The organism is Mesorhizobium sp. B2-8-9, assembly GCF_006439475.1.
Lineage (GTDB): Bacteria > Pseudomonadota > Alphaproteobacteria > Rhizobiales > Rhizobiaceae > Mesorhizobium.
Genome location: NZ_VFTQ01000036.1, coordinates 1 through 26,816, shown reverse-complemented (window position 1 = coordinate 26,816; position 26,816 = coordinate 1). Strand labels below are relative to the sequence as shown.

Below are 26,816 nucleotides of genomic sequence, written 5' to 3'. Positions count from 1 at the left end.
CCGCCGATGGGCGGGCCGTTTTGGTTGGGGGGCAACTACGGCGGCCTTCGTCATACCCGGGCTTGACCCGGGTATCCATGCCGCGACCGTTGCCGTAGAGCGCAACAGCGCAAAATTCTGCAAGCGTTGCAATGCCTTAGCGTCACGGCATGATCCTGGGGTCTACGCGCGTCGCTTCGCTCCTTGCTTCGCCCTAGACTAGGATGCCGAAGCGATGGCGCTGGTGCGCAGCTAAATATGAATCGGCTTGAAGAACGTCGCCAGCGCCGCTTCCTTGACCGCCTCCGACATCGTCGGATGCGCGTGGCAGGTCCGCGCCAGGTCTTCGGACGAACCGCCGAATTCCATCAGCACCGCCGCCTCGTGGATCATCTCGCCGGCGCCGAAGCCGACGATATGGACGCCGAGCACGCGGTCGCTCGCCTTGTCGGCCAGGATCTTCACGAAGCCGTCGGTGTGCAGCATGGCGCGCGCGCGGCCATTGGCGCTGAACGGGAATTTCCCGGCCTTGTAGTCGATGCCGGCCTTCTTCAGCTCTTCCTCGGTCTTGCCGACCGAAGCGATTTCCGGGCTGGTGTAGACGACGCTCGGGATGACGTCGTAGTTCACATGGCCGGCTTGGCCGGCGATCGTCTCGGCCACCGCCACGCCTTCGTCCTCGGCCTTGTGCGCCAGCATCGGCCCGGCAATGACGTCGCCGATGGCATAGATGCCGGGAACATTGGTCCTGAGATGCCCGTCGGTCTTGACGCGGCCGCGCTCGTCGACCTCGACGCCCGCTTCCTTCAGCCCCAGGCTGTCGGCATAGGGCCGCCGCCCGGTGGAAACCAGCACCACATCAGCCTCGATGGTTTCCGCCGCGCCGCCCTTGACCGGTTCGAAGGTGACGCTGGCGCCCTTCTTGGCCTTTGCGACGCCGGTGACCTTGGCGCCGAGCTTGAACTCGAACCCCTGCTTGGAGAGCAGCCGCTGGAACTGCTTCGACACCTCGCCGTCCATGCCGCCCAGGATAGTGTCGAGGAACTCGACGACCGTGACCTTGGCGCCGAGCCTGGCCCACACCGAGCCGAGCTCCAGCCCGATGACGCCGCCGCCGACGACGACGAGGCTGGCGGGCACCTTGGCCAGCGACAACGCGCCGGTGGAGGAGACGATCACCTTCTCGTCGAAATCGACCTTGACGCCGGGAATGCCGGCGACATCGGAACCGGTGGCGATGACGATGTTCTTGGTCTCGATCTCCTCGACCTTGCCGTCCTCGCCGGTCACCGAAACCTTGCCTGCGGAAATCACCTTGCCGGTGCCGCGAAAGGAATCGATCTTGTTCTTCTTGAACAGGAAGGCAACGCCGTTGACGTTAGACGTCACCGTCGCGTCCTTATGCACCATCATCTTCTTCAGATTGAGCTTCGGCGCGGGTAGCTCGATGCCGAGCGTATCGAAGGCATGGCCGGCTTCCGCGAACATTTCGGAGGCGTAGAGCAGCGCCTTCGACGGGATGCAGCCGATGTTGAGGCAGGTGCCGCCGAAGGTGGCGTTCTTCTCGACCACCGCCGTCTTCAGCCCAAGCTGCGCAGCCTTGATGGCGCAGACATAGCCGCCCGGTCCCGATCCGATGATTACGACGTCATAAGCCATGATGGTTCCTTCTGGTCTGGCCTTGGAGCGGTTCGATCTCGAACCGCTCCAGGTTTTCTTCATACGCAATTCCGGGCGGAAAACCGCTGGGCACTTTTCCTGGAATTGCGCTAGCGGCCGCCGCTCACATTCAGGATCGCGCCCGTTATATAGGAGGCAGCATCCGACAAAAGATAGAGAACCGGGCTGGCGACTTCGTCGGCCGTTCCCGCGCGTTTCATCGGCAGCAAATCCTGCATCCGCGCCACGCGATCGGGCTGGCCGCCCGAGGCATGGATTTCGGTCTCGGTGATGCCGGGGCTGACCGCGTTGACGCGAATGCCTTCGAGCACCACCTCACGCGCGAGTCCGATGGTCATGGTGTCGATCGCGCCCTTGGAGGCGGCATAATCGACATATTCGCCGGGCGAGCCCAGCCTAGCCGCCGCCGAGGACAAGTTGACGATGGCGCCGCCCTGGCCGCCATGTCGCGTCGACATGCGCTTGACCGCTTCGCGCGCGCAGAGAAAGGAGCCGACGACATTGATGTGCATCATGCGCTCCAGCCGCGCCGCGCTCATCTCGTCGACCCGCGCCTTGACATCGACGATGCCTGCATTGTTGACGAAGGCGTCGAGCCGGCCGAAGGCCCGGTCGACGGCTTCAAACATCGCCAGGACATCGGCCTCGTTCCCGACATCGCCTCTGACCGCGAAAGCATCGCCGCCACCGACTTTAAGCTCGGCGACCAGCGTGTCCGCCGCCGCCTGGTTGGAGACATAGTTGATTGCCACCCGGTAGCCGGCCTGGCTCGCCTGTCGGCAGATGGCGGCGCCGATGCCGCGGCTGCCGCCAGTGACCAGCAGCGTCTTTCTGTGCGCGCTCATTCCTGGCAGCCTTTCAGCACGAAAATGTCCGATGGCACCTTGGAGAAGCCGGCCGGGCCATAGGCGGCCGACATCTCCAGCGACGCTCCGAGATCGGGAAAGATCAGGCTTTTCGGCGCCTCGGCGCCTTCGGCCGGCAGCAGGCCGATCGTGCCCTTGTCGTCTGCGCTGTAGACGACGCCTTCCCAGACCGTGCAGGCGGCAAGCTCCTCGCCGGTGACATCGCCGGTCGGGCATTTGTACATCAGCGAGCCATGCGGCCGCGCGGCGCTGCCTTCGGTCCACATCACGATGCCGTCGAGCACGACATTGTTGTCGAGGATCATGCGGAAATTGTTGGTGATCGTCGCCGAGCTGCCGGCCGGCGTGAAGTCGATCTCGGCGCCGCTCTGCGCCTCGCCGTAGACGGCAAGCTGGATAGGGCAGGCGGCCTGGGCGCTGGAATTCGCAGCCGTAAGCGCCAGCGATCCGGCCATCAATCCGATCATGGGCGAGGCGGCATTCGTCATCACTTGGCCTGGTCGCTCTCGCGGCCGTCGGCGTTTTCGAGCACCCCGAAGTCGGTCATCAGGACCACCGGCTCGCCCGCCGCGTCCAGTCCCCAGAAGGACGGATAGAACCCATCGCCCCAGCCGCTCCAGAACATCGCGATGTTGACCGGATTGCCGGCGGCCGGATGGTGCATGACGAACCGGTCCTGGTTGGGCGCGAACTCGGCCGCCAGCACATCGTCATAATAGTTCTGATCGGGCTTGAGCTTGTCCTGCGCGGCCGACATCAGGGCCATCGCCGCCTTGTCCATGAACGAGCCGAGGCCGGCGTCGACGGGATAGCCGAAAATCTCGTCGCCGTTCAGCGTCGAGACGTCCTGGCCGGGCAGAGTGGCGAGCTCCCAGCGCACAGGCACGCCGGGTCGGAAGCGAAGGAACGCCGCGGCCACGCGACCCTGCGCCTCGAACAGCGCGACCGGATAGTGCCCGGGCTTCACCCTGCGCGCCAGCGCCGGCCAATCGTCGGTCGTGATCAGAGGATCGCAAGCGATGATCTCGCCGGTCGGGAGTTCGAGCTCGCCAATCTGCGTGACGGTGATCTTGCGCTCCGCCAATTGCGTGTCGCTGAGCGCAAAGATGCCGAAATTGCTGCTGGCCGTCGCCGGATCCCAGTCGGCGGCCATTGCGGGCGACGGGATGGCGGCGGAGAGGCCAAGCAGGAAGATGCCGCGCCGCAAGCCGCGTGCCGTCCGGCCTAGCCCGAACCCGAACCGTTCCAGCCAGCCGCTCATTGCGGATCGGCTCCGATCACAGATCGAGCACCAGCCGCTCGGGATCCTCCAGGCTTTCCTTGACCCGCACCAGGAAGGTCACCGCTTCCTTGCCGTCGACGATGCGGTGATCGTAGCTGAGCGCCAGATACATCATCGGCCGGATGACGATCTGGCCGCCGACTACCATCGGCCGCTCCTGGATCTTGTGCATGCCGAGAATACCCGACTGCGGCGCATTCAGGATCGGCGTCGACATCAGCGACCCGTAAACACCACCGTTGGAAATCGTAAACGTCCCGCCTTGCATATCCGCCACCGACAGCTTGCCGTCGCGCGCTGCGAGGCCCAAGCGGCCGATCTCCTTCTCGATCTCGGCGATGGACATCTGGTCGGCATCGCGCACCACCGGCACCACCAGCCCCTTGTCGGTGCCGACGGCGACGCCGACATGGGCGAAGTTCTTGTAGATGATGTCGGTGCCGTCGATCTCCGCATTGACCGCCGGGATCTCCTTCAACGCATGCGTCACAGCCTTGGTGAAGAAGCCCATGAAGCCGAGCTTCACGCCATGCTTCTTCTCGAACACGTCCTTGTATTTGGCCCTCAGCGCCATCACCGCGCTCATATCCACCTCGTTGAAGGTGGTGAGCATGGCGGCGGTCGACTGCGCCTCCTTCAGGCGGCGCGCGATGGTCTGGCGCAGCTTGGTCATGCGCACACGCTCCTCGCGCGGCGCATCCTCGGCGGTGGACGGCGCGCGGGCCGCGGCGGGCGCCGGAGCGGCCTTCGGCGTCTCGGCCGGCTGGGAAGGGGCGCCCTTGGCGATGGCGTCGAGCACATCGCCCTTCAGCACCTGGCCGCGCTTGCCGGAACCGGACAGCTGGTCGACCGAGAGATTGTGTTCCGCGATCAGTTTGGCCGCGGCCGGCGCCGGCGGCATGGTGCGCGGCTCGACCGGACCAGCGTCGCCGGCCATCTTGGCGGTTTCGGCCGCCGCCTGCTTGGTGGTGGACGCGGCGTCTGGGCTGGAAGCCTGCGCCACCGCCTGCGGCTTGGTGGCGGGCGCTGCAGCCGCGCCGCCGGCCGAAATCGAGCCGAGCAGCGCCCCGACATTGACCGTCTCGCCTTCCTTGACGGCGATCTCGGCCAGCGTTCCGGCGCCCGCGGCGGGCACTTCCACCGTCACCTTGTCGGTTTCGAGCTCGACCAGGGGCTCGTCGGCGGCGATCGCGTCGCCGACCTTCTTGAACCACTTGCCGACAGTCGCCTCGGTGACGGATTCGCCGAGGGTGGGGACGCGGATTTCGGTAGCCATTGTGCCTGTCCGTTGTCTTCTTGAGGTCTGTTTCGTCCGGCCTGTTTGCGCGCCCGGCGCCCTATTCGCCGAGAGCGTCGTCGAGCAACGCGGCCAGCTGGCTGAGATGCTTCGACATCAACCCTGTCGCCGGCGAGGCCGAGGCCGGCCGTCCAGTGTAGCGCACCCGCTGATGCTTGGCGTCGATATGCGCCAGCACCCATTCGAGATAGGGATCGATGAACGACCAGGCGCCCATGTTCTTGGGCTCCTCCTGGCACCACACCATCTCGGCATTGCGGAAACGCGACAGCTCGGTGATCAGCGCCTTGGCCGGGAACGGATAGAGCTGTTCGACGCGCAGCAGGTAGATGTCGTTGATGCCGCGCTTCTCGCGCTCCTCATAGAGGTCGTAATAGACCTTGCCCGAGCACAGCACGACGCGACGTATCTTGGAGTCCTTCACCAGCTTGATAGGCTGATCGGCCAAGAGCTGCGCATCGTCCCAAAGCAGTCGGTGGAACGAGCTTTCGCCCGCCATCTCCGACAGCGTCGACACCGCGCGCTTGTGGCGCAGCAGCGATTTAGGCGTCATCAGGATCAGCGGCTTGCGGAAGTCGCGCTTCAGCTGTCGGCGCAGGATATGGAAATAGTTAGCCGGCGTGGTGACGTTGGCGACCTGCATATTGTCTTCCGCGCAGAGCTGCAGGAAGCGCTCCAGCCGCGCCGACGAGTGCTCCGGCCCCTGGCCCTCATAGCCATGCGGCAGCAGGCAGACGAGACCCGACATGCGGAGCCACTTACGCTCGCCCGACGAGATGAACTGGTCGAACACCACCTGGGCACCGTTGGCGAAGTCGCCGAACTGCGCTTCCCAGAGCGTCAGCGCCTTGGGCTCGGCCAGGCTGTAGCCGTATTCGAAGCCGAGCACCGCCTCTTCCGAGAGCATCGAGTTGATGACCTCGTAGCCGGCCTGCGCCGCCGAGAGATTGTTGAGCGGAATGTAGCGGGTCTCGTCGCGCTGGTCGTAAAGCACCGAATGGCGCTGGGAGAAGGTACCGCGCTCCGAATCCTGCCCGGAAAGCCGGATCGGATTGCCGTCGAGCAGGATAGCGCCGAAAGCCAGCGCCTCGGCCGTCGACCAATCGATGCCTTCGCCCGACTCGATCGCCTGGCGGCGGTTTTCGAGGAAGCGCAGGATGGTCTTGTGCGCCTCGAAGTCCTTCGGCACCTCGGTCAGCTTCTTGCCGATCTCCTTCAGCGTGCGCACCGGCACGGCGGTCTTGCCGCGCCGCTGTTCGTCCTGGTTGTCGGCGGTGCGCAGGCCCGACCACGCGCCGTCCAGCCAGTCGGCCTTGTTGGGCTTGTAGTGCTGGCCGACTTCCCATTCGGCTTCCAGATGCGCGCGCCAGTCGGCCCGCATCTTGTCGACCTCGGCCTGGGTGACGTGGCCTTCGGCAATCAGCCGGTCGGCATAGATCTGCACCACCGTCTTATGGCTGCGGATGTTTCGGTACATGATCGGCTGGGTGAAGGACGGCTCATCGCCCTCATTGTGGCCGAAGCGGCGGTAGCAGAACATGTCCACCACCACCGGCTTGTGGAACTTCATGCGGAATTCGGTCGCAACCTTCGCGGCATGCACCACCGCTTCCGGATCGTCGCCATTGACGTGGAAGATCGGCGCCTCGATCATCTTGGCCACATCCGACGGATAGGGCGAGGAGCGCGAGAAGCGCGGATTGGTGGTGAAACCGATCTGGTTGTTGATGATGAAATGCAGCGTGCCGGCGACGCGATGCCCGCGCAGGCCCGACAGGCCGAGGATTTCCGCGATCACGCCCTGGCCGGCAAAGGCGGCGTCGCCGTGCAAAAGCAGCGGCATGACCTTGGCGCGCTCAGACAGCGGCACGATCTCGCCGCGCTCACGGCCGGACAACTGATCCTGCTTGGCGCGCGCCTTGCCCATCACGACAGGGTCGACGATTTCCAGATGCGAGGGATTGGCCGTCAGCGACAGGTGCACCTTGTTGCCGTCGAACTCGCGGTCCGACGAGGCGCCGAGGTGATACTTGACGTCGCCCGAGCCTTCGACTTCGTCGGGAGCCGCCGAGCCGCCCTTGAATTCGTGGAAGATGGCGCGGTGCGGCTTGGCCATCACCTGGGAGAGCACGTTGAGGCGGCCGCGATGCGCCATGCCGAGCACGATTTCCTTCAAGCCGAGCTGGCCGCCGCGCTTGACGATCTGTTCCAGCGCCGGGATCAGCGACTCGCTGCCATCGAGGCCGAAACGCTTGGTGCCCTTGTACTTGACGTCGATATATTGCTCGAAGCCCTCGGCCTCGACCAGCTTCGACAGGATCGCCTTCTTGCCGGTGGCGGTGAAGGTGATCTCCTTGTCGGCGCCTTCGATGCGCGCTTGGATCCAGGCCTTCTCTTCCGGGTCGGAGATGTGCATGAACTCGACGCCGAGCGTCGAGCAATAGGTGCGGGTCAGGATATCCAGCATCTGCCGGATGGTGCCGAATTCGAGGCCCAGCACATTGTCGAGGAAGATCGGCCGATCGTAATCGGCTTCGGTGAAGCCATAATTCTCCGGCGACAGCTCGTTGTAATCCTCGAGCGGCTTGGCGATGCCGAGCGGGTCGAGATTGGCGTGCAGGTGGCCGCGCATGCGGTAGGCGCGGATCATCATGATGGCGCGCACGGAATCGCGCGTCGCCTGGTGCACGTCGGCGTCGGAAAGCATCGCGCCGTTGATGACGGCCTTTTCCTTGACCTTCTTTTCGATCGCCTTTTCGACGAGACCCCAATTGCCGTCTAGCGCCGAGACCAGCTCGCCATTGGCCTGCAGCGGCCAGGAAGGCTTCGCCCAGGACGCACCCTTGGCGTTCTTGCGGACATCGCCCGCGTCGTCCTTCAGCGCCGCGAAGAAATCCTGCCACTCCGGATCGACGGAGGCGGGATTGTCCTCATAGGCCGCGTAGAGCGCGTCGATATAGTCGGCATTGCCGCCATAAAGAAATGAGGTGAGCGAGAATTGGTCGTTGGCCTGATCTTGTCTTGCCATTTTCGTCTGCGGAGCCTGGCTCCGTCTCCTTTTTGGAGCGAATAGTGAGTAGCGAATAGCGAGTAGGGACTGCCCGGATCGCGCTGCTACTCTGTTTTTCCTATTCGCTATTCGCTACTCACTATTCGCTACTCACTTAACCCTTGATCGCCTCGACCAGCGTCGTCCCGAGCCGCGCCGGCGAGGGCGAAACTTTTATTCCGGCCGATTCCATCGCCGCGATCTTGTCTTCCGCGCCGCCCTTGCCGCCCGAGATCACCGCGCCCGCGTGGCCCATGGTGCGGCCGGCCGGCGCGGTGCGCCCGGCGATGAAGCCCGCCATTGGTTTCTTGCGGCCGCGCTTGGCTTCGTCCTTGAGGAACTGCGCGGCGTCTTCCTCGGCCGAGCCGCCGATCTCGCCGATCATGATGATCGACTTGGTCTCGTCGTCGGCGAGGAACATCTCCAGCACGTCGATGAATTCGGTGCCCTTGACCGGGTCGCCGCCGATGCCCACCGCTGTGGTCTGGCCGAGGCCGACATTGGTGGTCTGGAAGACTGCCTCATAGGTAAGCGTTCCCGAGCGCGAAACAACGCCGACCGAGCCCTTGCGGAAGATGTTGCCGGGCATGATGCCGATCTTGCATTCGTCGGGCGTCAGCACGCCCGGGCAGTTCGGGCCGATCAGCCGCGAGGTGGAGCGGTCGAGCCGGGCCTTGACCTTGACCATGTCCATCACAGGAATGCCTTCGGTGATGCAGACGATGAGTGGGATCTCGGCCTCGATCGCCTCGATGATGGCTTCGCCGGCTCCCGCAGGCGGCACGTAGATGACGGAAGCGTTGGCGCCGGTCTTTGCCTTGCCCTCGGCGACGGTGGCGAAGATCGGCAGGCTTTCGCCTTTCGAACCGGTCCAGGTTTCGCCGCCCTTCTTGGGATGGATGCCGCCCACCATCTTGGTGCCGTGATAGGCCAGCGCCTGCTCGGTGTGGAACGTGCCGGTCTTGCCGGTCAGACCCTGAACCAAGACCTTGGTGTTCTTGTCGACGAGAATGGACATGGGTGGGAACGCCTCTGAATTCAGCGATTACAAGAAAGGATTGACGGCCCGGACCGAGCCATAGACCTGGTTGTGGTTGAGATCTTCGGTGTAGAAAATCGGCGCGCCGAGCCGTTCCGCGGCTGCAAGCAACGCCGCGTCGTAATATTTGAGCTGATAGCGACGCGCGAGACGAAGCCCCGCGATGACATAGGCCTGATCGACCGGGACAAAAGGAAGCGTGCCGAGAAAGACCAGCCATTGGTCGACCACAGCATCGGCCGAGACCGACTTCCGCCTTGCCACGTTGGCGAACTCTGCCAAGGTCTGGCCAGAGACGCCGAACACGGTCCCGAGGACCAGGCCTTGCGCGATATCGTGGCGGCGAGGATCACTCGTCCTCTCCGAAGCCGCGTACAGGAGGACGTTCGAGTCGAGAAAGCATTCTATCCTCTCGTTCGGCATAGATCTCGTCCCGGTTCCATTTGTATGCAGGGCCTAGATCGAGCGGCGATTCTTTCATCAACCTGCGCATGCCTTCCCGCGCCCAGGCGATCCGGTCTTCTTGCTCGACCTCATGCGCGAGCAGCGTGCGAATAAGGGCATTGAGCGTCGTCTGGCGACGCCCAGCGAGGCCGCGCGCCTTTTCAAGGAGGGCCTCGTCAATGGCCAAGGTGACGTTCTTCATTGTCCGTCTCCACATAAATACACAGGTACAATATGTGTGATTATGTGTGACCCTTCAACCGTCCTGATCTCCATCGCTCAGCCTTCCTTCATCTCGGAAGGCGGAACGCGCCGGTAGAGGCCGCTCACCATGTCTCGCCATGCATCGCTGCCGGCGGGCTTGAACTGAAGTTTCATGCGGTAGGCGTCAGCGCCGTCAAAGCTGTACGCCATGCGCGCGGCGCCGCGCGGCGACGACCGTTCCAGCATCAGCTCGTTGCCGTTCCACCTGCCGGTAGCCGGCGACATCGGCACGAACCCCATCGAGTCGAACTGATGCATGGTGACGAGGCCGCTCTGCTGGTCGAAGCCGAACACATTATACGCGCCGAACGAGACGGTGCCGTCGCGGCGCTGGCGATAGCGCTGCACCACGAACAAGCCGCCGAACTCAGCCTCGGCCTGCAGTTCTGACGTTGCCGTGCCGGCATCGGTCCATTGCGTGGCCGCGACCTCTTCCTCGCCGCGCCACGCGCCGACCAGCGCCTGCAGGCGTTGGTGACCGTCAGAGAGGGAAGAGAAGGGTGACGCGTTCATGGCTCAGAGCCGCTTCAGGTCGGTGACGGTGAGGTCACTCCGGGCGTTGCCGGTGTTCAAGGTCGTCGCCGGCTCGAACATCAGCACCACCGGCTCCTTCGTCAGCGAACGCGGCCGGTGCTCGACGCCGCGCGGCACGACGATGAAATCGCCCTCGCCAAGCTCGACCGGCCCGTCGCGGAAATCGATGGCGATCCTGCCGCGCAGCACCAGGAAAGCCTCGTCCTCATTGTCATGCGCATGCCAGTCGAAAACCTCGCCGAACTTGGCGACCTTGGCCTGGGCATCGTTGACGTCGCCGGCGATATGCGGATCGAAGACCTTGGTGATCGTCCGATCTGCCGCCTCGACCAGGTTTATCTTGCGCGGAGGCATCCGCTTAGCCCTTCACCGCCGCCACGATCTTCTTGGCTGCGTCGTCGAGATCGTCGGCCGACACGACATTGAGGCCGCTGTCGTTGATGATCTTCTTGCCGAGCTCGGCATTTGTGCCTTCCAGCCGCACCACCAGCGGCACCTTGAGGCCCACCTCCTTGACCGCGGCGATCACGCCCTCGGCGATGACGTCGCACTTCATGATGCCGCCGAAGATGTTGATCAGGATACCCTCGACGGCCGGATCCTTGGTGATGATCTTGAACGCCGCCGTGACCTTTTCCTTGGAAGCGCCGCCGCCGACGTCGAGGAAGTTAGCCGGCTCAGCACCATACAGCTTGATGATGTCCATCGTCGCCATGGCAAGGCCGGCGCCGTTGACCATGCAGCCGATATTGCCGTCGAGCGCGACATAGGCGAGGTCGTATTTCGACGCCTCGATCTCCTTCTCGTCCTCCTCGGAGGTGTCGCGCAATTCCATCACGTCCGGGTGGCGGAACAGCGCATTGTTGTCGAACGACACTTTGGCGTCCAAGACGCGCAGATGGCCGTCCTTCATGACGATCAGCGGATTGACCTCGAGCAGGCTCATGTCCTTCTCGACGAAGGCCTTGTAGAGGATCGGGAACAGCGTGCCGCCATCCTTCGCCGCATCGCCGTCGAGCTTCAGCGCGGCGTTGAGCTTCTTCACGTCGTCGGCGCTCACGCCCTTTTCCGGATCGATGGCAACGGTGACGATCTTTTCCGGCGTGTCGTGCGCGACCGTCTCGATGTCCATGCCGCCCTCGGTCGAGACGACGAAGGCGATGCGGCCGACCGAGCGGTCGACCAGGATCGACAGATAGAGCTCGCGCTCGATGTCGGCGCCGTCCTCGATATAGAGGCGGTTGACCTGCTTGCCGGCAGGTCCCGTCTGCTTGGTGACCAGCGTGTGGCCGAGCATCTCGTTGGCATTGGCGACGACTTCCGCCGCCGACTTCGCCAGGCGCACGCCGCCCTTGGCATCGGGGCCGAGCTCCTTGAACTTGCCCTTGCCGCGGCCGCCGGCGTGGATCTGGCTCTTCACGACATAGAGCGGGCCGGGCAGCGCTTCTGCCGCGGCTTCCGCCTCGCTGGCTTTGAACACCGGAACGCCGCTTGCGACCGGCGCGCCAAACGTCTTCAGCAGCGCCTTGGCCTGATACTCATGGATGTTCATGCGCGTGGTCTCCGGGGGAAGGACGTTTTATTTGCCGGCGAGGTGCGGGGCGATCTTGGTGCAGGCCTCGGTGAGGCCCTGCACGGCCGCCACCGAATTGTCGAACATCTTCTGCTCAGCCTTGGAGAGATCGACCTCGATGACGCGCTCGACGCCGCCGGCGCCGATCACCACCGGGACGCCGACATAGGTATTCTTCACGCCATACTGGCCCGAGAGATGCGCGGCGCAGGGCAGCACGCGCTTCTTGTCCTTGAGATAGGATTCGGCCATCGCGATCGCGGAAGCCGCCGGCGCGTAATAGGCCGAGCCGGTCTTCAACAGGCCGACGATTTCGGCGCCGCCATCGCGGGTGCGCTGCACGATCTGGTCGAGCTTCTCCTTTGAGGTCCAGCCCATCTTGACGAGGTCGGGCAGCGGGATGCCCGAGACGGTCGAATAGCGGATCATCGGCACCATGGAATCGCCGTGACCGCCGAGCACAAAGGCGGTGACGTCCTCGACCGAGACCTTGAACTCCTCGGCCAGGAAATAGCGGAAGCGGGCGCTGTCGAGCACGCCGGCCATGCCGACGACATGGCTGGTCGGCAGGCCGGAGAACTTCTGCAGCGCCCAGACCATGGCGTCGAGCGGGTTGGTGATGCAGATGACGAAGGCCTTCGGCGCATATTTCTTGAGGCCGGCGCCAACCTGTTCCATCACCTTCAGGTTGATGCCAAGAAGGTCGTCGCGGCTCATGCCGGGCTTGCGCGGCACGCCGGCGGTGACGATGCACACATCCGCGCCCTCGATGCCGGCATAGTCGTTGACGCCGGTCAGCCGGGAATCGAAGCCGTCGACCGGCGAAGACTGCGCGATGTCGAGACCCTTGCCCTGCGGAATGCCCTCGGCGATATCGAACAGCACCACGTCGCCGAGATCCTTGAGGCCGATCATATGGGCGAGCGTGCCGCCGATCATGCCCGAGCCGATGAGCGCTATCTTGTTGCGTGCCATGTGAGGATGTTTTCCTTTGTCTGTGACGAAGTCGTGACGGGCCGGAGGGGCCGAAAGGATGCGGGAAACCGCGAGATTTGGCCGCACCGAATAACTCCGGCGCGCAAGAAATTCAAACGATTATTTTCAGCCTAACGTTTTCAATCGGTTAGATGCATTGGGAATTACGTAAACGTCAAAGTTTATGAGCCGACTGAGGAGAATTTACACAATGAACGTCGAAATCAGAAGGCTTCATCCGGGCGATGACGCGGTTGTGACTTAAGCAGGGCACCGCTGAACGAAATTCAGGCTTGCGCCTGCCTCACCTCTGCAGCCGCCACCTCCTTTTTTCGCCGTTCCGCCCAGCCGTCCAGCCAGTCGCGGCTCTGCATCTCGACCAGGCGCGAGGCTGTACGCTCGAATTCGAACACTTCCGTGCCGCGCATGGCCGTATAAAGCCGTTCGGGCGGCGCCGCCGCGCTCATCACCAGCCGCATGCGGTGGTCGTAGAGCGTGTCGATCAAAAGGATGAAGCGCTTGGCCTCGTTGCGCTTGCCTTCGCCCAGCACCGGCACATGGTCGATGAAAACGGTCGAGAAGCGGCCGGCGATCGCCAGATAGTCGCGCGCGCCGAGCGGCTTTTCGCAGAGGTCGGCAAAGGAAAAGCGCGCCGCGTCGCCGGCGGCGCGCGGCACGACGAGCTGGCGGCCTTTCAGCGTCAGCGTCACCTCGCCGATCGGCTGGCCATGCGTCATCGCCTTCCAGGCCTCGTCGAGCGCGCGCTCGGCTGCGGCGTCGTCCGGCGTGACATAGACCGGCTGGCGGTTGAGCTTTTCCTGCCGGTAATCCTTCTCGGCATTCAGCGTCATCACATGTGCATTGCGCTCGAGCAGCGAGATGAACGGCAGGAAGAGCTGGCGGTTCAGCCCGTCGCGATAAAGGTTCTCCGGCGCCACATTGGAGGTGGCGACCAGCACCACGCCGTTGGCGAACAGCGCCGAGAACAGGCGCGACAGGATCATCGCGTCGGCGATGTCGGTGACCGAGAATTCGTCGAAGCACAGCACCCAGGCTTCATCGGCGAGCGCCCGCGCCACCGGCGGGATCGGGTCGTCTTCCTTGACGTCGCCATTCTTGCGCGCCTGCCGGTGCTTCTGGATACGATCCTGCACATCGGCCATGAAGTCGTTGAAATGCACGCGGCGCTTGCGCCGGACCGGCAACAGCTCGAAGAACATGTCCATCAGCATGGTCTTGCCGCGACCGACTCCACCATGGATATAGAGGCCCTTGACCGGCTCGCGCGGCTGCTGCTTGGCCGCGAACAGCCAGCCCAACGCGCTCGATTTATGCGCCAGCCTTTTGGCCGAGATCTCGTCTATCAACCGATCGAGCGCAGCGACGATCCGCTCCTGCGCCGGGTCGCGCTCGGCCGCCCCGCTTTGGACGAGATGCTCGTAGCGCTGCCTGACGGTCGCGTGGGTCTGGATACCGTCGCGCAGATGCATGGGTAAGTCATTCCAGAGCAATCCGGGGGAAACGGTTCCCATCCGGAATTGCGTAAACAGGGGCAGTTTCGCGTTATCTTGTAAGCGAGATAGGTTGCCCGTTGGAAGTCTGGCCGTCGAACTTTTCGCCGCCGGACGAATAGAGCCTGGCCAGCGTGCCGCCGTTTTCGTCGTAAAGCGTCAGCTGCTTGCCGGCGACATTCCACGATTTGATGCCGTCGATCGGCGCCGGGCAGTGCAGCGGACCGGCGCGGTAGCCGGCGCCGAACTTGGTCTGCGGCGTCGCCACCTTGCAGCTCTGCCCGGAGACATTGACGTTCCAGACGCCGGCGACGCTGGCCGCGGTGAGATCGGTGGCGCCGGCGGGCGCCGTGCCGTCCGGCGGCAGCGACGCGACCTGAGTGTTCTTCGGAGCGGTCGGAAATTGCGACGGATCGGCGGCGCCGGGGGAAGCCGGCGGCGGCAGCTGATTCTGCGTCACCGTGCCGGAGGGTGCCGGGGTCAGCGGTGTCGGCTGCTGGTCGTCCATCGACGAGAAGCGCGAAGTCGAGCAGCCGCTCGCAACGAGCGCGGCCAGCGATACGGCCACAAGGCCAGTCCTTGAAAAATGCATTTACCACCTCCGTCGGATCTGGCCGGGGGGAGCCATCCGCGTAATCTCCGCTTCACCAAGACGGCGAAGGTGGCAGAATTTCAACCCGATATGGTTAAAATAGGGTTTTCGAAATGGCTGTTGCAAATTTATCGCAGCGGAGGGCCACAGTCGGGAAGCCGCCGCTGAAAACCTTGTAACCTATTGAAATATTAAATCCTGGTACTCGGCACGAACACATAACCATCCGGGCCGACGATGTAGCATTCGCGCAAGCCATGCGGCTTGTCGATCGAGCCGGCCAGCACGATGTGGCCGAGCGCGGCCGCCTTTTTCTCGACCGAGTCCGGATCGGCGCCGTAAAGGCGCAGTTCGATACCGGCCCCGCGAGTCTCGGCGCCTGCGGTGACGCCGATCATCGGATTGTCCAGATAGGAATGATCGGCGTGCAGCATGAAGATCGAGCCCAACAGCTCGATCGCCGCGAAATCCTCGTCGCCATAGACGATCCGGGCGCCAAGCACGTCGCGGCAGAAAGCCTCCATCGCCGTCAGGTCGGTAACCAACAGGTTGATGCCGACCCCAGGCGGCAGCGAGCGGCCGAAATCCTCGGCCTTCATCCACGGTGTCTTGATTCGCTTCATTACCATGACGATCACCCCTGTCTGCCGATCCTAGACGAGCCCGGCTTCGGCCATTGGCATTCGGCGGCAAAATGCTTGCGCCAGGCCGGCGCGTCCTTATCTCAGGAGACGACACAAGCGGGCGGGAGACAGAATGGCCGCGAGGAAAGGAACCGCCAACCGCTACTACAGCGGGCCGCCCAGCGATCATTTCGACGGCACCCTGTTCTTCAATCCCGGCGGCAGGCCGCCCGGGAGCTTCACCGATCTCCTCAAATGGCAATTCGGCGGCGGGCGGGCGAAATGGCCGGCTTCGGTTCCGAGCCCGTTTCCCCCGGCGAAGCCGGACATACGGGTGGAAGGCAGCGCGCTGAGACTCACCATGGTCGGCCATGCTTCGCTTCTCATCCAGACGGCGGGGTTGAATATCCTGACCGACCCGGTCTGGTCGGAGCGCGCCTCGCCTTTCGCCTTCGCCGGGCCGAAGAGGGTCAATGCGCCGGGGATTGCCTTTGCCGACCTGCCGCCGATCGACCTGGTCCTGATCAGCCACAATCACTACGACCATCTCGACCTCGCTACGCTGAAGCGGCTGAGGGAGAGACACGATCCGCTGGTGATCGCGCCGCTCGGCAATGACGCCATCATCGGCCGCGCGGCGCCCGGCATGCGGCTCAGCGTGCATGATTGGGGCGACAGGCTCGATGCCGGCACGGCCGCCATCCATGTCGAACCGGCGCATCACTGGTCGGCGCGCGGCGGGCGCGACCGCCGCATGGCGCTGTGGGCGGGCTTCGTCATCGAGACGATGGCCGGCAATATCTATTTCGCCGGCGACACCGGCTTCCATGACGGCATCAACTACCGGCTGATGGGAGAAAAGCATGGCGGCTTCCGCCTCGCCATCCTGCCGATCGGAGCCTACGAGCCGCGCTGGTTCATGGCGCCGCAGCACCAGAATCCGCAGGAGGCCGTTCAGGGCATGAAGCTGTGCAACGTCGCCTTCGCCGCCGGCTGCCACTGGGGCACCTTCCACCTCACCGACGAGCCGGTCGATGAGCCGGCCCGGAAACTGGCCGAGGCTTTGGCCGCCGAAGACCTGCCGCCGGAGCGTTTCCGTGCCATGCGACCGGGAGAGCTATGGGACGTGCCGGCCATCTACAAAGGAACCCAAACCGGCCAAACGCGTTGATCGGACGACGCAAACCGCTGGAGCTTCCCCATGATCAGGTGGATCATCATCCTTCTCATCATTGCCGCCGCCGCGAGCCTGCTTGGCATGCCGGCTTTGGCAGGCGCGGCCGCTACCGGCGCGCGCATCCTCATCGGCATCGTGCTGATCATCTTCCTGCTGATCGTGCTCGGCGTCTTCGCGGTAACATAAGCGCGACCACTTGGTCGTCGCTGGCGCGACCACTTGGTCGTCGCTGCGCGACCGGTCGCTGCGCGGCCTCTTCTTCGTCGTCGCCAGAGCCACGCCGGACTGGTAATTCCCGCCCGTTTCCGCCATATAGCGCCCAAACGGATTGGCCAAACGGATTGGAACGACCGGTTAGATGGCAGGCAGCGCCCCCTTCGCCAAGATGAACGGCATCGGCAATGAGATCATCGTTGCCGATATGCGCGGCCGCGCCGACAAGGTGACGGCGGCGGCCGCGATCGCCCTCAATGGCGACGCGGCGACCAAGTTCGACCAGATCATGGCGATCCACGACGCGAAGACGCCGGGCACGGCCTATTATATCGACATCCTGAACTCCGACGGCACCAGCGCGCAGGCCTGCGGCAACGGCATGCGCTGCGTTGTGCAGGCTTTGGCCGCCGAGACGGGCAACAAGAGCTTCACCTTCGAGACCCGCGCCGGCGTCTTGAACGCGCAGGAGCATGCGGACGGTCTTATCTCGGTCGACATGGGCAAGCCGCGTTTCGGCTGGCAGGAGATCCCGCTGGCGGAAGAATTCCGCGACACCCGCATGATCGAGCTGCAGATCGGCCCGATCGATGCCCCGGTGCTGCATTCGCCCTCGGCGGTGTCGATGGGCAACCCGCACGCGATCTTCTGGGTCGACAACGACGTCTGGTCTTATGAGCTGGACCGCTTCGGCCCGCTGCTCGAAAACCATCCGATTTTCCCCGAGCGCGCCAACATCACCATTGCCCAGGTGACTTCGCCCGAAACCATGATCATCCGTACCTGGGAGCGCGGCGCCGGCCTCACCAAGGCCTGCGGCTCGGCGGCTTGCGCCGCCGCGGTCGCGGCGGCTCGCACCAGGCGCACCGGCCGCAGCGTCTCGCTGCTCGCGCCCGGCGGCGGCGAGCTCAATGTCGAATGGCGCGACGACGATCACGTCATCCTGACAGGTGCCGCCGAATGGGAATTTTCCGGCAGCTTTGATCCCTCGACCGGCGCCTGGGCTCGCGACACCGAAAGCGCCGCCTGATGTCCGCCCTTCAAAAAGGCGTGGTATCCCAAGCCTCCACCACGACAGGTATCGACGTCGTCACCTTCGGCTGCCGCCTCAACACCTATGAATCGGAAGTGATGCGCCGCGAGGCCGAAAGCGCCGGCCTGGGCGAGCTCAATGGCGGCGCCTTCATTTTCAACACCTGCGCCGTCACCGCCGAAGCGGTGCGCCAGGCCAAGCAGGCGATCCGCAAGGCCCGCCGCGAGAACCCTTCGGCCCGCATCATCGTCACCGGCTGCGCGGCGCAGACCGAGCCGCAGAATTTCGCCGCAATGGACGAGGTCGACCTGGTGCTCGGCAATGAGGAGAAGCTCAAGGCCAACTCCTACCGCGCGCTGCCCGATTTCGGCGTCAACGACACCGAGAAGGCGCGCGTCAACGACATTTTTTCGGTGCGCGAGACGGCAAGCCACATGGTCGACGCCATCGAGGGCCGCGCGCGCGCCTTCGTGCAGGTGCAGAATGGCTGCGATCATCGCTGCACCTTCTGCATCATCCCTTACGGCCGCGGCAACTCGCGCTCCGTGCCGATGGGCGCGGTGGTGGAGCAGGTCAAGCGCCTCGCCGGCAACGGCTATGCCGAGATCGTTTTGACCGGCGTCGACATGACCAGTTTCGGCGCCGACCTGCCGGGCGCGCCAAAGCTGGGAAAGCTGGTGAAGACCATCCTGCGCCAGGTGCCTAACGTGAAGCGGCTAAGATTGTCCTCCATCGATTCCATCGAGGTCGACGACGACCTGCTGGATGCCATCGCCACTGAGCAAAGGCTGATGCCGCATCTGCATCTGTCGCTGCAATCGGGCGACGACATGATCCTGAAGCGCATGAAGCGCCGGCATCTGCGCGACCAGTCGATCCGCTTCTGCGAGGACGTGCGCAAGCTGCGTCCCGGCATCGTCTTCGGCGCCGACATCATCGCCGGCTTCCCGACCGAGACCGAGGCGATGTTCGAGAATTCGGAAAGAATAGTCGAGGAATGCGGCCTGACGCATCTCCACGTCTTTCCGTTCTCGCCACGCAAAGGCACGCCGGCCGCGCGCATGCCGCAGGTCCACCGTGAGGTGGTGAAGGCGCGCGCCGCCAGGCTGCGCGCCGCCGGCGAGGCCGCCTATCGCCATCATTTGTCGTCGCTCTCCGGCACACGGCAATCGATCCTGGTCGAGCGCGACGGGCTCGGCCGCACCGAAGGTTTTACGCTGGCCGCGATCGACGCCGGCGCGCCCGGCGAGATCGTCGATGCCATGGTCGCCGGCCATGACGGCGCCCGGCTGATTGCGGCCCCGCTTGCCGCGCAAGCCGCCTGAGAACTGCGAGACGTATGGCTGGTTTCTTCAAGAAGATATTTTCGTTCGGCAGGAAAGAGGTCGTCGAGGAGCGCGTCGACGAAGCGCTGCCGCCGATCAAGTGGGACGCGCTGGACGCGCTGAAGCCGGAGACTGAGCCTCAACCGGTTCCCGAAGAGCCGAAGCCCGAGCCTGCTCCATCCATCCCGCCGGTGCCAGAGCCCACCATTCCCGCCGAGCCGGAACCGCTGCCGCAGCCTGAGCCGGAAGAAGAGCCGCAGCCGGCGCCCGAGAAGCCGGAGCTGCCGGCCCCCGAGGAAGTGCCGCCGGCACAACCTGAGCCTTTACCTGCACCGACGCCCGAACCTGCTCCGCAGGAAGTGCCCGCACCTGCGCCGACGCAACCTGACATCGAGCCTTCGCGTCCGGAACCGCTGCCTGAGCAGCCACCGGTCGAAGTGCCGACGCCGCCTGCCGAAGTCCCGGTCGGAACGCCAGTGCCCATCGAGGTGCCACCAGCGGCGCCGCCCTCTGTGGAACCATCCGCCGAAGCCGTAGCGGAAATCGCGCCTCCTATTCGACAGCCCGCGCCCGTCGAGCTGCAGCCGATCCATGCCGAGATCGCACCGGAGCCGGAGGCTTTGCCGTCGCCGCCGACACCCGCGCCCTCTGCCGGCAAGGTAACGGTCTCAAAAAAGGTCGAGCAGAAGGCCGAGCCGGTGAAGGCGCCGGAGCCGGCGCCGCGGCGCTCCTGGTTCCAGCGCATGCGCGAAGGGCTTGCCCGCTCCTCGCGCGAGCTCACCGGCAACATCGCCGGCGTCTTCACCAAGCGCAAATTGGACGAAGACACGCTGCAGGACCTGGAGGACGTGCTGATCCGCGCCGATCTTGGCCTGGAAACAGCGCTGCGCGTCACCGATTCGCTTGCCTCCAGCCGCTACGGCCGCGACGTCTCCGACGTCGAAGTCCGCGCCGTGATGGCGGCGGAGGTGGAGAAGGTGCTGGCGCCGGTCGCCAGGCCGCTCGAGCTCGACCTCAGCCACAAGCCGCATGTCGTCCTGGTCGTCGGCGTCAACGGCACCGGCAAGACCACCACCATCGGCAAGCTGGCCGCCAAGCTCACCGATGGCGGCCTCAAGGTGATGCTGGCCGCCGGCGACACGTTCCGCGCCGCCGCGATCGAGCAGCTCAAGATCTGGGGCGAGCGCACGAAATCGCCGGTCGTCGCCTCCAAGCTCGGCGCCGATGCAGCGGGCCTCGCCTATGACGCCTTCGAGAAGGCGAAGGAGGCCGGCTCCGACGTGCTGATCATCGACACGGCCGGGCGCTTGCAGAACAAGACCGAGCTGATGGCCGAGCTGGAGAAGATCGTGCGCGTGCTGGGCAAGCTCGATCCCGAAGCGCCGCACACGGTGCTGCAGACGGTCGATGCCACCACCGGCCAGAACGCGCTGAACCAGGTTGAGATCTTCCGCAATGTCGCCGGCGTCAACGGCCTGGTGATGACCAAGCTGGACGGCACGGCGCGCGGCGGTATTCTGGTGGCGATCGCCGCCAAGCACCGGCTGCCGGTCTATTTCATCGGCGTCGGCGAGCAGGTCGACGACCTTGAACCGTTTTCCGCCAGCGAGTTCGCGAGAGCCATCGCCGGCGTAGCTTGAACAAGGCGCGATACTGCAAGGCCGCCTGCTTTTCGGCCAGATCGTGCGTAAGAAGGACTTTTATGAACATCATCGAGCGCGACCCGTCCGATCCACGCCGCAAGCCGGTCAACCCCGGCTTGAAGTTCCTGCTCGAGCTTGGCCCTGGCCTGGTGTTCTTCTTCACCACCATTCGCGGCGAGTGGCTGGCCGAGAAATTCCCGGTGCTCGCCCATCTCGGCGAGCCGATCCTGATCGCCACCGCCTTCTTCATGGTCGCGACGGCGCTTTCGCTCGGCGTCTCCTGGCTGCTGACGCGCAGCCTGCCGCTGATGCCGCTGGTCTCGGCGATCGTCGTGTTCGTCTTCGGCGCGCTGGCGCTTTACCTGCAGGACAAGACCTTCGCCTTCATGAAGCCGACGATCATTAATTCGCTGTTCGGCGTCACGCTGCTCGGCGGTCTGCTGTTCGGCCGCTCGCTGCTTGGCTACGTCTTCGATTCCGCCTTCCAGCTCGATGCCGAAGGCTGGCGCAAGCTGACCTTCCGCTGGGGGCTGTTCTTCCTGTTCCTCGCCGTGCTCAATGAGGTCGTGTGGCGCAACTTTTCCGAGGCGACCTGGCTTTATTTTAAGGTCTGGGGCACGATCCCGATCACTTTGCTGTTCACCTTCAGCCAGATGCCGCTGATCATGCGCCACTCGCTGGAGGAAAAAGCCAAGGAAGAGAAGGCCGGGAATTAAAGCAATTCCAGGAAAAGAGTGCAGCGGTTTCCGTCCGGAATTGCGCCAGAATGAGGGGCAGCATGGAATTCCTCACCACGCATGACGAGCTGAGGACGGTCTACAAGACGCCCCGGACGACCGACGGCTCTATCCGCAAGGAGCTCAAAGTCCTCGACGGCCATTGCCGATCCTTCATCGGCAAGAGCCCCTTCGTGCTGATCGGCTCCTCCGACGGCGCCGGCAATGCCGACGTGACGCCGAAAGGCGACAAGCCCGGCTTCACCGCCATCCTCGACAACGCCACCATCGCCATTCCCGACCGTCCCGGCAACAACCGGCTGGACACGCTGGAAAACATCATCCGCAACCCATCGGTCGGACTGCTCTTCCTCATTCCCGGCATGAACGAGACGCTACGCGTCAATGGCGACGCCCGCATCACTGTCGACCCGACCTTGCGCGAACGGCTGGCCGTCGACGGCAAGGAGCCGCAGAGCGTGATCGTGGTGACGGTCAAGGCCGCCTATATGCATTGCGCCAAGGCCTTCATGCGCTCCGATTTGTGGAAGCCGGAGACCTGGTACGACCGCGCGACCCTGCCGACCCTCGGCCAGATCATCCGCGATCAGTTGGCGCTCAGCGAAAGCGCCGGCGAGATCGACCGCGAGCTGGACCACGATTACCGCCAGACCATGTGGTAGGCTTGCTGGACGACTCAACCCTTCGTCCGGCTCTCCCTTGATCGAGATCATCGCCATATCGGGCAGCCTGCGCGCCGCCTCGACCAACTCGGCCCTGGTTGCCGCATTGGCCACCAATGCCCCCGCGGCCTGCCGTGTCCAGGTCTATGATGGCCTCGGCCGCTTGCCGATCTTCAACCCCGACGACGAGGGCGAGCGCACGCCGCCCGAAGCGGCTCAGTTGATCGAGATGATCACCCGCGCCGACGGCGTTATCGTCTCCTGCCCGGAATATGCGCATGGCGTGCCGGGCGGCATGAAGAACGCGCTCGACTGGCTGGTCTCGCGCGACGCGGCGGTGGGCAAGCCGGCAATACTGGTCCACGCCTCGCCCCGCTCGCTCTATGCGCGGGCAGCGCTTGCCGAGGTCATGCGGACGATGTCCTTCGCGATGTATGAGGAGACGGCGCTGGAGATCGCGCTGCTGGGCAAGAAGCCGGCCGAGGTGGAGGCGATCCTCAGCGAGGATGCGAACCGGGAGGCGATGCGCGGTGCGGTGCGGGATTTTGTGGAATTTATACGCGGGCGGTGAGTGGCGCCGCTTTCCCTTCTCCCCTTGTGGGAGAAGGTGGATCGGCGCGCAGCGCCGAGACGGATGAGGGGTGTTCCAGCGGAGTGAGACGACGGCGACCTCGTCGCTGGACGAACGGCGTCGCCAGGCTGGAACACCCCTCATCCGACCTCGCTTCGCGAGGCCACCTTCTCCCACAAGGGGAGAAGGAAGAGCCCTACCCCTTCCGCCGCGTCTCGACATCGGTCTTGCCGACATACCAGTCGCGGGCATTGACCTCCTCGAACACCACCCAGACGTCGTCGTTGCCGAGCCCGGTGGCGTCCATGATGGCCGCAGTCACCTTCTTGGCGATGCCAGCCTTCTTGCCGGCCGGATCGGCGGCGATCACTTCCTTGACGATGCGGATGTTGACGAACGGCATTTTTCTCTCCCGCTGATATGCCTCGCTGTCAGTACGTCTTAGCCCCGTTCACCATGAGCCGCACCATGTAGAGCGAGGTGGTGCCGGCGATGTAGAGGCAGTTGAGTTTGTTGCCGCCGAACACGCAGTTGGCGGTCACTTCCGGCACCTTCACCTTGCCGATCAGCGTGCCGTCCGGGTCGTAGCAATGGATACCGTCGGCGGCACTTGTCCAGATGCGTCCGTCCGCATCGAGCCGGAAGCCGTCGAACAGGCCGGCGGTGCAGTCGGCGAACACCTTGCCGCCGGAAACCTTCTTGCCGTGCTTGCCGACATTGAAGACGCGCATATGCGCCGGATTCCTCTCGCCATGCGTGCGGCCGGTGTCGACGACATAGAGCAGGCTTTCGTCGAGCGAGAAGGCGAGCCCGTTCGGCCGCACCATGTCGGTGATGACCGCCTCGACATCGCCGGTCTCGGGATCGACGCGATAGACATTGCAGGCGCCGATCTCGCTTTCGGCCTTGTCGCCCTCATAGTCGGTGTCAATGCCGTAGCTCGGATCGGTGAACCAGATCGAGCCGTCGGAGCGCACCACCACGTCGTTGGGCGAGTTCAGCCGCTTGCCTTTCCATTTGTCGGCGATGGTAGTGACCGAGCCGTCGAACTCCGTCCGGCTGACGCGGCGGCCGGAATGCTCGCAGGTCACCAGCCGGCCCTGCCGGTCGACCGTGTTGCCGTTGGAATTGCCGGACGGCTGGCGGAACACGCTGACGCTGCCGTCGGTTTCGTCATAGCGCAGCATGCGGTTGTTTGGAATATCCGACCAGACGACATAGCGGCCGGCGGCGAACCAGGCCGGTCCTTCTGCCCAGCGGCATCCGGTGAACAGCTTCTCCACCTGCGCGCTGCCGTTGAACAGGCGCGCGAAGCGCGGATCGAGAATTTCATAATAGTCTGCGGCCGCCATCAATTTCCTCCCGGCATCACGTGACGCGCGGATCAAGCCAGCCCGCAGCCGTTCTGGCAAGACGGCACGCCAGCAATTTGTATGACAAAAACGGATGAGAACTGCGTGAAGCGGACCGGTCTTGTATGCCACGCTGGACGCATGGCCCGTTAGCTTGCGGTTAACCGGCTATGCGCTGGTTGCAATGGTGCATTGCAACATCTTTCTTTTGCAACGCATCATTCCTATGTCATGCTGGCAATCGTCAGGGAGGAATAACGAAGAAGGAACCCTGTCATGTTCGACAATCTTGTCTCCCGCGCCCGCGCCACCATGGCCAAGCGCCGCCACTACAACCGCCTTGTCGCCGAAATCGAGAACCTGTCCAGCCGCGATCTCGCCGATCTGCGCGCCGACCGTTCCGAGATGCTCTACCAGATCCACAAGCAGATCTACGGCTGAGCGGCAGGCCGATCGTCCGGCCACTTCGTCATTCTCGGCTTGACCGAGAATCCATTCCGCGATTTCCAAGCGTCGCAGCGATGCAGAACGCGCGCTGCGCAAGCGCCGAAATCTAGGCCGCCGCATTCCTCGATCAACGTCACGGAATGGATTCTAGGGTCTGCGCCGCGTCGCTTCGCTCGTTGCTTCGCCCTAGAATGACGACGCAGGTATCCGTCTTGACCTGGCGCCGCCGCGCTAACCCGGCGTCGCCAGCGCTTTCTCGATCTGCGGCAACAGCAGGTCCCGCGCCGACTCCGGCGTCAGCGGCCCAACATGCTTGTAGGCGATCCTGCCGTCCTTGCCGATGACAAAGGTCTCCGGCACGCCGTAGACGCCCCAGTCGATCGCCGCGCGTCCGGCTGGATCGACGCCGATCGCCCGATACGGATTGCCGAGATCGCCAAGAAAGCGGCGGGCGTTTTCCGGTTGGTCCTTGTAGTTCAGCGCGGCGAGCGTGAAGCGCTTGTCCTGCGACAGGCCGAGAAGCACTGGATGCTCTTCCCGGCATGGCGCGCACCAGGACGCGAACACGTTGACCAGCGTCACCTTGCCGGCAAAGTCTTTCGACTCGAGCCCCGGCAGGCTCGTCCCTTCGAGCGGCGGCAGGTCCGTCTGCGGCGCCGGCAGGCCGATCAGCGCCGAGGGGATTTCCGAGGCGTCGCGGCCGGAGAGCAGCTGCGACAGGAACAGCCCCGCCAACCCCAGGAACACCAGCAGCGGCACAAGCACGAACAGGCGGCGGCGCGGCGCCGAAGCTTCGGTTTCCAGGCTCATGACTTGACGGCCTTGTCGGAACGCCGCCGCACCCCGGCCGCTTCCAGCGCGGCAAGCTCGCGCTTGCGCGCCCGTTGGTCGAGCAGGATCCAGCCGATCAGCCCGGCGAGCACGACGGCCGTGATGGCGTAGGCGGCAGTGACGAACAGGGCGTGCGCGCTCATAACGACCGCTCCCCGCTCTTGGCCATGTCAACTGTTCCGATCATGTCTTTCCATAACCCCGCACCAGCCGGTCCGCAATTTGCCGCGGTGCCGCAGTGAAGGAACGTCCTGGTCGCCTCAATCCGTCCCGTGCCGCAACGCCAGCGCTGCCGCCAATGGACCGAGCACCGCAAGAAACAGCGTCAGCGCGGCAAGAATGAGGAAAGGCTGCAGGAACGGCGCCGGATCGGCAACGGCGCCATAGCTTGCCGAAACGCCGAAGATCAGCACCGGAATGGTGAGCGGCAGCACCAGCACCGAGATCAGCAATCCACCGCGCGGCAGCGCCACCGCCACCGCGGCGCCCGCCGCGCCGATGAAGGTGATGGCCGGCGTACCGACGAGAAGCGTGAGCGCCGTGGCGCCGATGCCCAGCGGCGCCATATTCATGAACAGGCCGAGCAGAGGTGCCGCGACCACCAGCGGCAGCACGCTGCCCGTCCAGTGCGCCAGGCATTTCGTCAGCACCGTCAGCGCCAGCATGTGGCGGTCGCCGTTCAGCACCAGGAGATCCAGCGAGCCGTCCTCGCGGTCGGCCTGGAACAGCCGGTCCAGCCCGAGCAGGCAGGCAAGCAGCGCAGCGATCCACAGGATGGCCGGGCCGATGCGCGACAGGAGGTTGAGATCGGGACCGACGCCGAACGGGATGGTGACGATCACGGCGAGGAAAAAAATCACGCCGATCAGTGCCCCGCCGCCGGCACGGATGGAAAGGCGCATGTCGCGGAGGAAGAGGCCTAGCATGATTTGAGATGCCCGCGCCCAGGCCCCCCTCTCTGGCCTGCCGGCCATCTCCCCCTCAAGGGGGGAGATTGGATGTCGCCTCGGCTTTCGCCAATCTCCAGCGTAGCAAGGCAAATGGGGCGCCTGAGCTGCTGATCTCCCCCCTTGAGGGGGAGATGCCCGGCAGGGCAGAGGGGGGGGCCGTAGAGGAC

30 protein-coding genes are annotated in these 26,816 nt (G+C 64.4%); 9 read left to right on the top strand and 21 right to left on the bottom strand.

The genetic code is table 11. The annotated features are described in order from the left end of the window. Nucleotides 1-231: 231 nt before the first annotated feature. The 16 genes from lpdA to FJ423_RS29170 form a co-directional block, all read right to left on the bottom strand. A complete protein-coding gene (gene lpdA, locus FJ423_RS29245; protein ID WP_140846357.1) occupies nucleotides 232-1,638 on the bottom strand; it encodes a dihydrolipoyl dehydrogenase in 1,407 nt (468 codons plus the stop codon). A 110-nt stretch (nucleotides 1,639-1,748) separates the two neighbouring features. Then, nucleotides 1,749-2,504, bottom strand: a complete 756-nt coding sequence (locus tag FJ423_RS29240) for an SDR family oxidoreductase (protein ID WP_140846356.1) — start codon at nucleotides 2,502-2,504, stop codon at nucleotides 1,749-1,751. Then, a complete protein-coding gene (locus FJ423_RS29235; protein ID WP_140846355.1) occupies nucleotides 2,501-3,013 on the bottom strand; it encodes a hypothetical protein in 513 nt (170 codons plus the stop codon). Before FJ423_RS29235 ends, FJ423_RS29240 begins: the two co-directional genes overlap by 4 nt. After that, complete coding sequence (locus FJ423_RS29230; protein WP_246680350.1) at nucleotides 3,013-3,678, bottom strand: DUF4241 domain-containing protein; 666 nt, start codon at nucleotides 3,676-3,678, stop codon at nucleotides 3,013-3,015. Before FJ423_RS29230 ends, FJ423_RS29235 begins: the two co-directional genes overlap by 1 nt. A 124-nt stretch (nucleotides 3,679-3,802) precedes the next feature. Continuing rightward, complete coding sequence (gene odhB, locus FJ423_RS29225) at nucleotides 3,803-5,083, bottom strand: 2-oxoglutarate dehydrogenase complex dihydrolipoyllysine-residue succinyltransferase (protein WP_140846353.1); 1,281 nt, start codon at nucleotides 5,081-5,083, stop codon at nucleotides 3,803-3,805. A gap of 61 nt (nucleotides 5,084-5,144) precedes the next feature. Continuing rightward, a complete protein-coding gene (locus FJ423_RS29220; RefSeq protein WP_140846352.1) occupies nucleotides 5,145-8,132 on the bottom strand; it encodes a 2-oxoglutarate dehydrogenase E1 component in 2,988 nt (995 codons plus the stop codon). 136 nt (nucleotides 8,133-8,268) lie between these two features. After that, nucleotides 8,269-9,171: a succinate--CoA ligase subunit alpha gene (gene sucD / locus FJ423_RS29215; RefSeq protein ID WP_095820284.1), complete on the bottom strand. Its 903-nt coding sequence runs from the start codon at nucleotides 9,169-9,171 to the stop codon at nucleotides 8,269-8,271. A 27-nt stretch (nucleotides 9,172-9,198) separates the two neighbouring features. Further along, nucleotides 9,199-9,615, bottom strand: a complete 417-nt coding sequence (locus tag FJ423_RS29210; RefSeq protein WP_095769536.1) for a PIN domain-containing protein — start codon at nucleotides 9,613-9,615, stop codon at nucleotides 9,199-9,201. Continuing rightward, complete coding sequence (locus FJ423_RS29205; protein WP_140846351.1) at nucleotides 9,542-9,838, bottom strand: hypothetical protein; 297 nt, start codon at nucleotides 9,836-9,838, stop codon at nucleotides 9,542-9,544. The genes FJ423_RS29210 and FJ423_RS29205 overlap by 74 nt, the downstream gene beginning before the upstream one ends. A 77-nt stretch (nucleotides 9,839-9,915) precedes the next feature. Further along, nucleotides 9,916-10,413 (bottom strand): DUF1579 family protein, encoded by a 498-nt coding sequence (locus FJ423_RS29200; protein WP_140846350.1) that lies wholly within the window; start codon nucleotides 10,411-10,413, stop codon nucleotides 9,916-9,918. 3 nt (nucleotides 10,414-10,416) lie between these two features. Continuing rightward, nucleotides 10,417-10,788: a cupin domain-containing protein gene (locus FJ423_RS29195; RefSeq protein WP_140846349.1), complete on the bottom strand. Its 372-nt coding sequence runs from the start codon at nucleotides 10,786-10,788 to the stop codon at nucleotides 10,417-10,419. 4 nt (nucleotides 10,789-10,792) lie between these two features. Next, nucleotides 10,793-11,986, bottom strand: coding sequence for an ADP-forming succinate--CoA ligase subunit beta (sucC, locus tag FJ423_RS29190; protein WP_140846348.1), 1,194 nt, complete (start codon nucleotides 11,984-11,986; stop codon nucleotides 10,793-10,795). Nucleotides 11,987-12,013: 27 nt separating this feature from the next. Beyond that, a complete protein-coding gene (mdh, locus tag FJ423_RS29185) occupies nucleotides 12,014-12,982 on the bottom strand; it encodes a malate dehydrogenase (protein WP_140846347.1) in 969 nt (322 codons plus the stop codon). A 287-nt stretch (nucleotides 12,983-13,269) separates the two neighbouring features. Beyond that, complete coding sequence (zapE, locus tag FJ423_RS29180; protein ID WP_140846346.1) at nucleotides 13,270-14,472, bottom strand: cell division protein ZapE; 1,203 nt, start codon at nucleotides 14,470-14,472, stop codon at nucleotides 13,270-13,272. Between the two features lie 73 nt (nucleotides 14,473-14,545). Next, entirely contained in the window at nucleotides 14,546-15,085 is a 540-nt protein-coding gene (locus FJ423_RS29175) for a protease inhibitor Inh/omp19 family protein (RefSeq protein WP_140846345.1), read from the bottom strand. A 191-nt stretch (nucleotides 15,086-15,276) separates the two neighbouring features. Next, nucleotides 15,277-15,714, bottom strand: a complete 438-nt coding sequence (locus tag FJ423_RS29170; protein WP_140846344.1) for a VOC family protein — start codon at nucleotides 15,712-15,714, stop codon at nucleotides 15,277-15,279. 127 nt (nucleotides 15,715-15,841) lie between these two features. Here FJ423_RS29170 and FJ423_RS29165 point away from each other — a divergent pair, with 127 nt between their 5' ends. The 8 genes from FJ423_RS29165 (at nucleotide 15,842) to FJ423_RS29130 (ending at nucleotide 23,069) form a co-directional block, all read left to right on the top strand. Beyond that, the gene (locus FJ423_RS29165; protein ID WP_140846343.1) at nucleotides 15,842-16,879 is read left to right on the top strand and encodes an MBL fold metallo-hydrolase; all 1,038 of its coding nucleotides are present in this window, start codon (nucleotides 15,842-15,844) and stop codon (nucleotides 16,877-16,879) included. A 30-nt stretch (nucleotides 16,880-16,909) separates the two neighbouring features. Continuing rightward, nucleotides 16,910-17,071, top strand: a complete 162-nt coding sequence (locus FJ423_RS29160; protein ID WP_031195454.1) for a DUF1328 family protein — start codon at nucleotides 16,910-16,912, stop codon at nucleotides 17,069-17,071. Nucleotides 17,072-17,243: 172 nt separating this feature from the next. Then, on the top strand, nucleotides 17,244-18,128 hold the full coding sequence (gene dapF / locus FJ423_RS29155) for a diaminopimelate epimerase (protein WP_140846342.1): 885 nt from the start codon (nucleotides 17,244-17,246) through the stop codon (nucleotides 18,126-18,128). Further along, nucleotides 18,128-19,456, top strand: a complete 1,329-nt coding sequence (gene mtaB / locus FJ423_RS29150; protein WP_140846341.1) for a tRNA (N(6)-L-threonylcarbamoyladenosine(37)-C(2))-methylthiotransferase MtaB — start codon at nucleotides 18,128-18,130, stop codon at nucleotides 19,454-19,456. The genes dapF and mtaB overlap by 1 nt, the downstream gene beginning before the upstream one ends. Before the next feature lie 14 nt (nucleotides 19,457-19,470). Further along, the gene (ftsY, locus tag FJ423_RS29145; RefSeq protein ID WP_140846340.1) at nucleotides 19,471-21,096 is read left to right on the top strand and encodes a signal recognition particle-docking protein FtsY; all 1,626 of its coding nucleotides are present in this window, start codon (nucleotides 19,471-19,473) and stop codon (nucleotides 21,094-21,096) included. A gap of 62 nt (nucleotides 21,097-21,158) precedes the next feature. Then, complete coding sequence (locus tag FJ423_RS29140; protein WP_140846339.1) at nucleotides 21,159-21,815, top strand: septation protein A; 657 nt, start codon at nucleotides 21,159-21,161, stop codon at nucleotides 21,813-21,815. 62 nt (nucleotides 21,816-21,877) lie between these two features. After that, nucleotides 21,878-22,498 (top strand): pyridoxamine 5'-phosphate oxidase family protein, encoded by a 621-nt coding sequence (locus FJ423_RS29135; RefSeq protein WP_140846338.1) that lies wholly within the window; start codon nucleotides 21,878-21,880, stop codon nucleotides 22,496-22,498. 37 nt (nucleotides 22,499-22,535) lie between these two features. After that, nucleotides 22,536-23,069, top strand: a complete 534-nt coding sequence (locus tag FJ423_RS29130) for an NADPH-dependent FMN reductase (RefSeq protein ID WP_140846337.1) — start codon at nucleotides 22,536-22,538, stop codon at nucleotides 23,067-23,069. Nucleotides 23,070-23,265: 196 nt separating this feature from the next. Here the strand turns inward: FJ423_RS29130 and FJ423_RS29125 are convergent, their stop codons facing one another. After that, nucleotides 23,266-23,472 carry a 4-oxalocrotonate tautomerase family protein gene (locus tag FJ423_RS29125; RefSeq protein WP_140846336.1) on the bottom strand — a complete coding sequence of 69 codons (207 nt, stop codon included), beginning with the start codon at nucleotides 23,470-23,472 and terminating at the stop codon, nucleotides 23,266-23,268. Nucleotides 23,473-23,500: 28 nt separating this feature from the next. Further along, nucleotides 23,501-24,421, bottom strand: coding sequence for an SMP-30/gluconolactonase/LRE family protein (locus tag FJ423_RS29120; protein ID WP_140846335.1), 921 nt, complete (start codon nucleotides 24,419-24,421; stop codon nucleotides 23,501-23,503). Between the two features lie 276 nt (nucleotides 24,422-24,697). Between FJ423_RS29120 and FJ423_RS33770 the strand changes: the two genes are divergently transcribed. Continuing rightward, nucleotides 24,698-24,862, top strand: a complete 165-nt coding sequence (locus tag FJ423_RS33770) for a hypothetical protein (protein ID WP_181165005.1) — start codon at nucleotides 24,698-24,700, stop codon at nucleotides 24,860-24,862. A gap of 237 nt (nucleotides 24,863-25,099) precedes the next feature. Here the strand turns inward: FJ423_RS33770 and FJ423_RS29115 are convergent, their stop codons facing one another. From FJ423_RS29115 to ccmB, 3 genes are all read right to left on the bottom strand, one after another. After that, nucleotides 25,100-25,678: a DsbE family thiol:disulfide interchange protein gene (locus tag FJ423_RS29115; RefSeq protein ID WP_140846334.1), complete on the bottom strand. Its 579-nt coding sequence runs from the start codon at nucleotides 25,676-25,678 to the stop codon at nucleotides 25,100-25,102. After that, the gene (ccmD, locus tag FJ423_RS29110) at nucleotides 25,675-25,842 is read right to left on the bottom strand and encodes a heme exporter protein CcmD (RefSeq protein ID WP_140658615.1); all 168 of its coding nucleotides are present in this window, start codon (nucleotides 25,840-25,842) and stop codon (nucleotides 25,675-25,677) included. Before ccmD ends, FJ423_RS29115 begins: the two co-directional genes overlap by 4 nt. Before the next feature lie 117 nt (nucleotides 25,843-25,959). Beyond that, the gene (gene ccmB, locus FJ423_RS29105; protein ID WP_140846333.1) at nucleotides 25,960-26,625 is read right to left on the bottom strand and encodes a heme exporter protein CcmB; all 666 of its coding nucleotides are present in this window, start codon (nucleotides 26,623-26,625) and stop codon (nucleotides 25,960-25,962) included. Nucleotides 26,626-26,816: the final 191 nt, after the last annotated feature.

Excerpts from the sequence above, each read along its gene's own strand:
- lpdA (WP_140846357.1), bottom strand. The coding sequence starts at position 1,638 with ATGGCTTATGACGTCGTAATCATCGGATCGGGACCGGGCGGCTATGTC.
- FJ423_RS29240 (WP_140846356.1), bottom strand. The coding sequence starts at position 2,504 with ATGAGCGCGCACAGAAAGACGCTGCTGGTCACTGGCGGCAGCCGCGGC.
- FJ423_RS29235 (WP_140846355.1), bottom strand. The coding sequence starts at position 3,013 with ATGACGAATGCCGCCTCGCCCATGATCGGATTGATGGCCGGATCGCTG.
- FJ423_RS29230 (WP_246680350.1), bottom strand. The coding sequence starts at position 3,678 with ATGGCCGCCGACTGGGATCCGGCGACGGCCAGCAGCAATTTCGGCATC.
- odhB (WP_140846353.1), bottom strand. The coding sequence starts at position 5,083 with ATGGCTACCGAAATCCGCGTCCCCACCCTCGGCGAATCCGTCACCGAG.
- FJ423_RS29220 (WP_140846352.1), bottom strand. The coding sequence starts at position 8,132 with ATGGCAAGACAAGATCAGGCCAACGACCAATTCTCGCTCACCTCATTT.
- sucD (WP_095820284.1), bottom strand. The coding sequence starts at position 9,171 with ATGTCCATTCTCGTCGACAAGAACACCAAGGTCTTGGTTCAGGGTCTG.
- FJ423_RS29210 (WP_095769536.1), bottom strand. The coding sequence starts at position 9,615 with ATGCCGAACGAGAGGATAGAATGCTTTCTCGACTCGAACGTCCTCCTG.
- FJ423_RS29205 (WP_140846351.1), bottom strand. The coding sequence starts at position 9,838 with ATGAAGAACGTCACCTTGGCCATTGACGAGGCCCTCCTTGAAAAGGCG.
- FJ423_RS29200 (WP_140846350.1), bottom strand. The coding sequence starts at position 10,413 with ATGAACGCGTCACCCTTCTCTTCCCTCTCTGACGGTCACCAACGCCTG.
- FJ423_RS29195 (WP_140846349.1), bottom strand. The coding sequence starts at position 10,788 with ATGCCTCCGCGCAAGATAAACCTGGTCGAGGCGGCAGATCGGACGATC.
- sucC (WP_140846348.1), bottom strand. The coding sequence starts at position 11,986 with ATGAACATCCATGAGTATCAGGCCAAGGCGCTGCTGAAGACGTTTGGC.
- mdh (WP_140846347.1), bottom strand. The coding sequence starts at position 12,982 with ATGGCACGCAACAAGATAGCGCTCATCGGCTCGGGCATGATCGGCGGC.
- zapE (WP_140846346.1), bottom strand. The coding sequence starts at position 14,472 with ATGCATCTGCGCGACGGTATCCAGACCCACGCGACCGTCAGGCAGCGC.
- FJ423_RS29175 (WP_140846345.1), bottom strand. The coding sequence starts at position 15,085 with ATGCATTTTTCAAGGACTGGCCTTGTGGCCGTATCGCTGGCCGCGCTC.
- FJ423_RS29170 (WP_140846344.1), bottom strand. The coding sequence starts at position 15,714 with ATGGTAATGAAGCGAATCAAGACACCGTGGATGAAGGCCGAGGATTTC.
- FJ423_RS29165 (WP_140846343.1), top strand. The coding sequence starts at position 15,842 with ATGGCCGCGAGGAAAGGAACCGCCAACCGCTACTACAGCGGGCCGCCC.
- FJ423_RS29160 (WP_031195454.1), top strand. The coding sequence starts at position 16,910 with ATGATCAGGTGGATCATCATCCTTCTCATCATTGCCGCCGCCGCGAGC.
- dapF (WP_140846342.1), top strand. The coding sequence starts at position 17,244 with ATGGCAGGCAGCGCCCCCTTCGCCAAGATGAACGGCATCGGCAATGAG.
- mtaB (WP_140846341.1), top strand. The coding sequence starts at position 18,128 with ATGTCCGCCCTTCAAAAAGGCGTGGTATCCCAAGCCTCCACCACGACA.
- ftsY (WP_140846340.1), top strand. The coding sequence starts at position 19,471 with ATGGCTGGTTTCTTCAAGAAGATATTTTCGTTCGGCAGGAAAGAGGTC.
- FJ423_RS29140 (WP_140846339.1), top strand. The coding sequence starts at position 21,159 with ATGAACATCATCGAGCGCGACCCGTCCGATCCACGCCGCAAGCCGGTC.
- FJ423_RS29135 (WP_140846338.1), top strand. The coding sequence starts at position 21,878 with ATGGAATTCCTCACCACGCATGACGAGCTGAGGACGGTCTACAAGACG.
- FJ423_RS29125 (WP_140846336.1), bottom strand. The coding sequence starts at position 23,472 with ATGCCGTTCGTCAACATCCGCATCGTCAAGGAAGTGATCGCCGCCGAT.
- FJ423_RS29120 (WP_140846335.1), bottom strand. The coding sequence starts at position 24,421 with ATGGCGGCCGCAGACTATTATGAAATTCTCGATCCGCGCTTCGCGCGC.
- FJ423_RS33770 (WP_181165005.1), top strand. The coding sequence starts at position 24,698 with ATGTTCGACAATCTTGTCTCCCGCGCCCGCGCCACCATGGCCAAGCGC.
- FJ423_RS29115 (WP_140846334.1), bottom strand. The coding sequence starts at position 25,678 with ATGAGCCTGGAAACCGAAGCTTCGGCGCCGCGCCGCCGCCTGTTCGTG.
- ccmD (WP_140658615.1), bottom strand. The coding sequence starts at position 25,842 with ATGAGCGCGCACGCCCTGTTCGTCACTGCCGCCTACGCCATCACGGCC.
- ccmB (WP_140846333.1), bottom strand. The coding sequence starts at position 26,625 with ATGCTAGGCCTCTTCCTCCGCGACATGCGCCTTTCCATCCGTGCCGGC.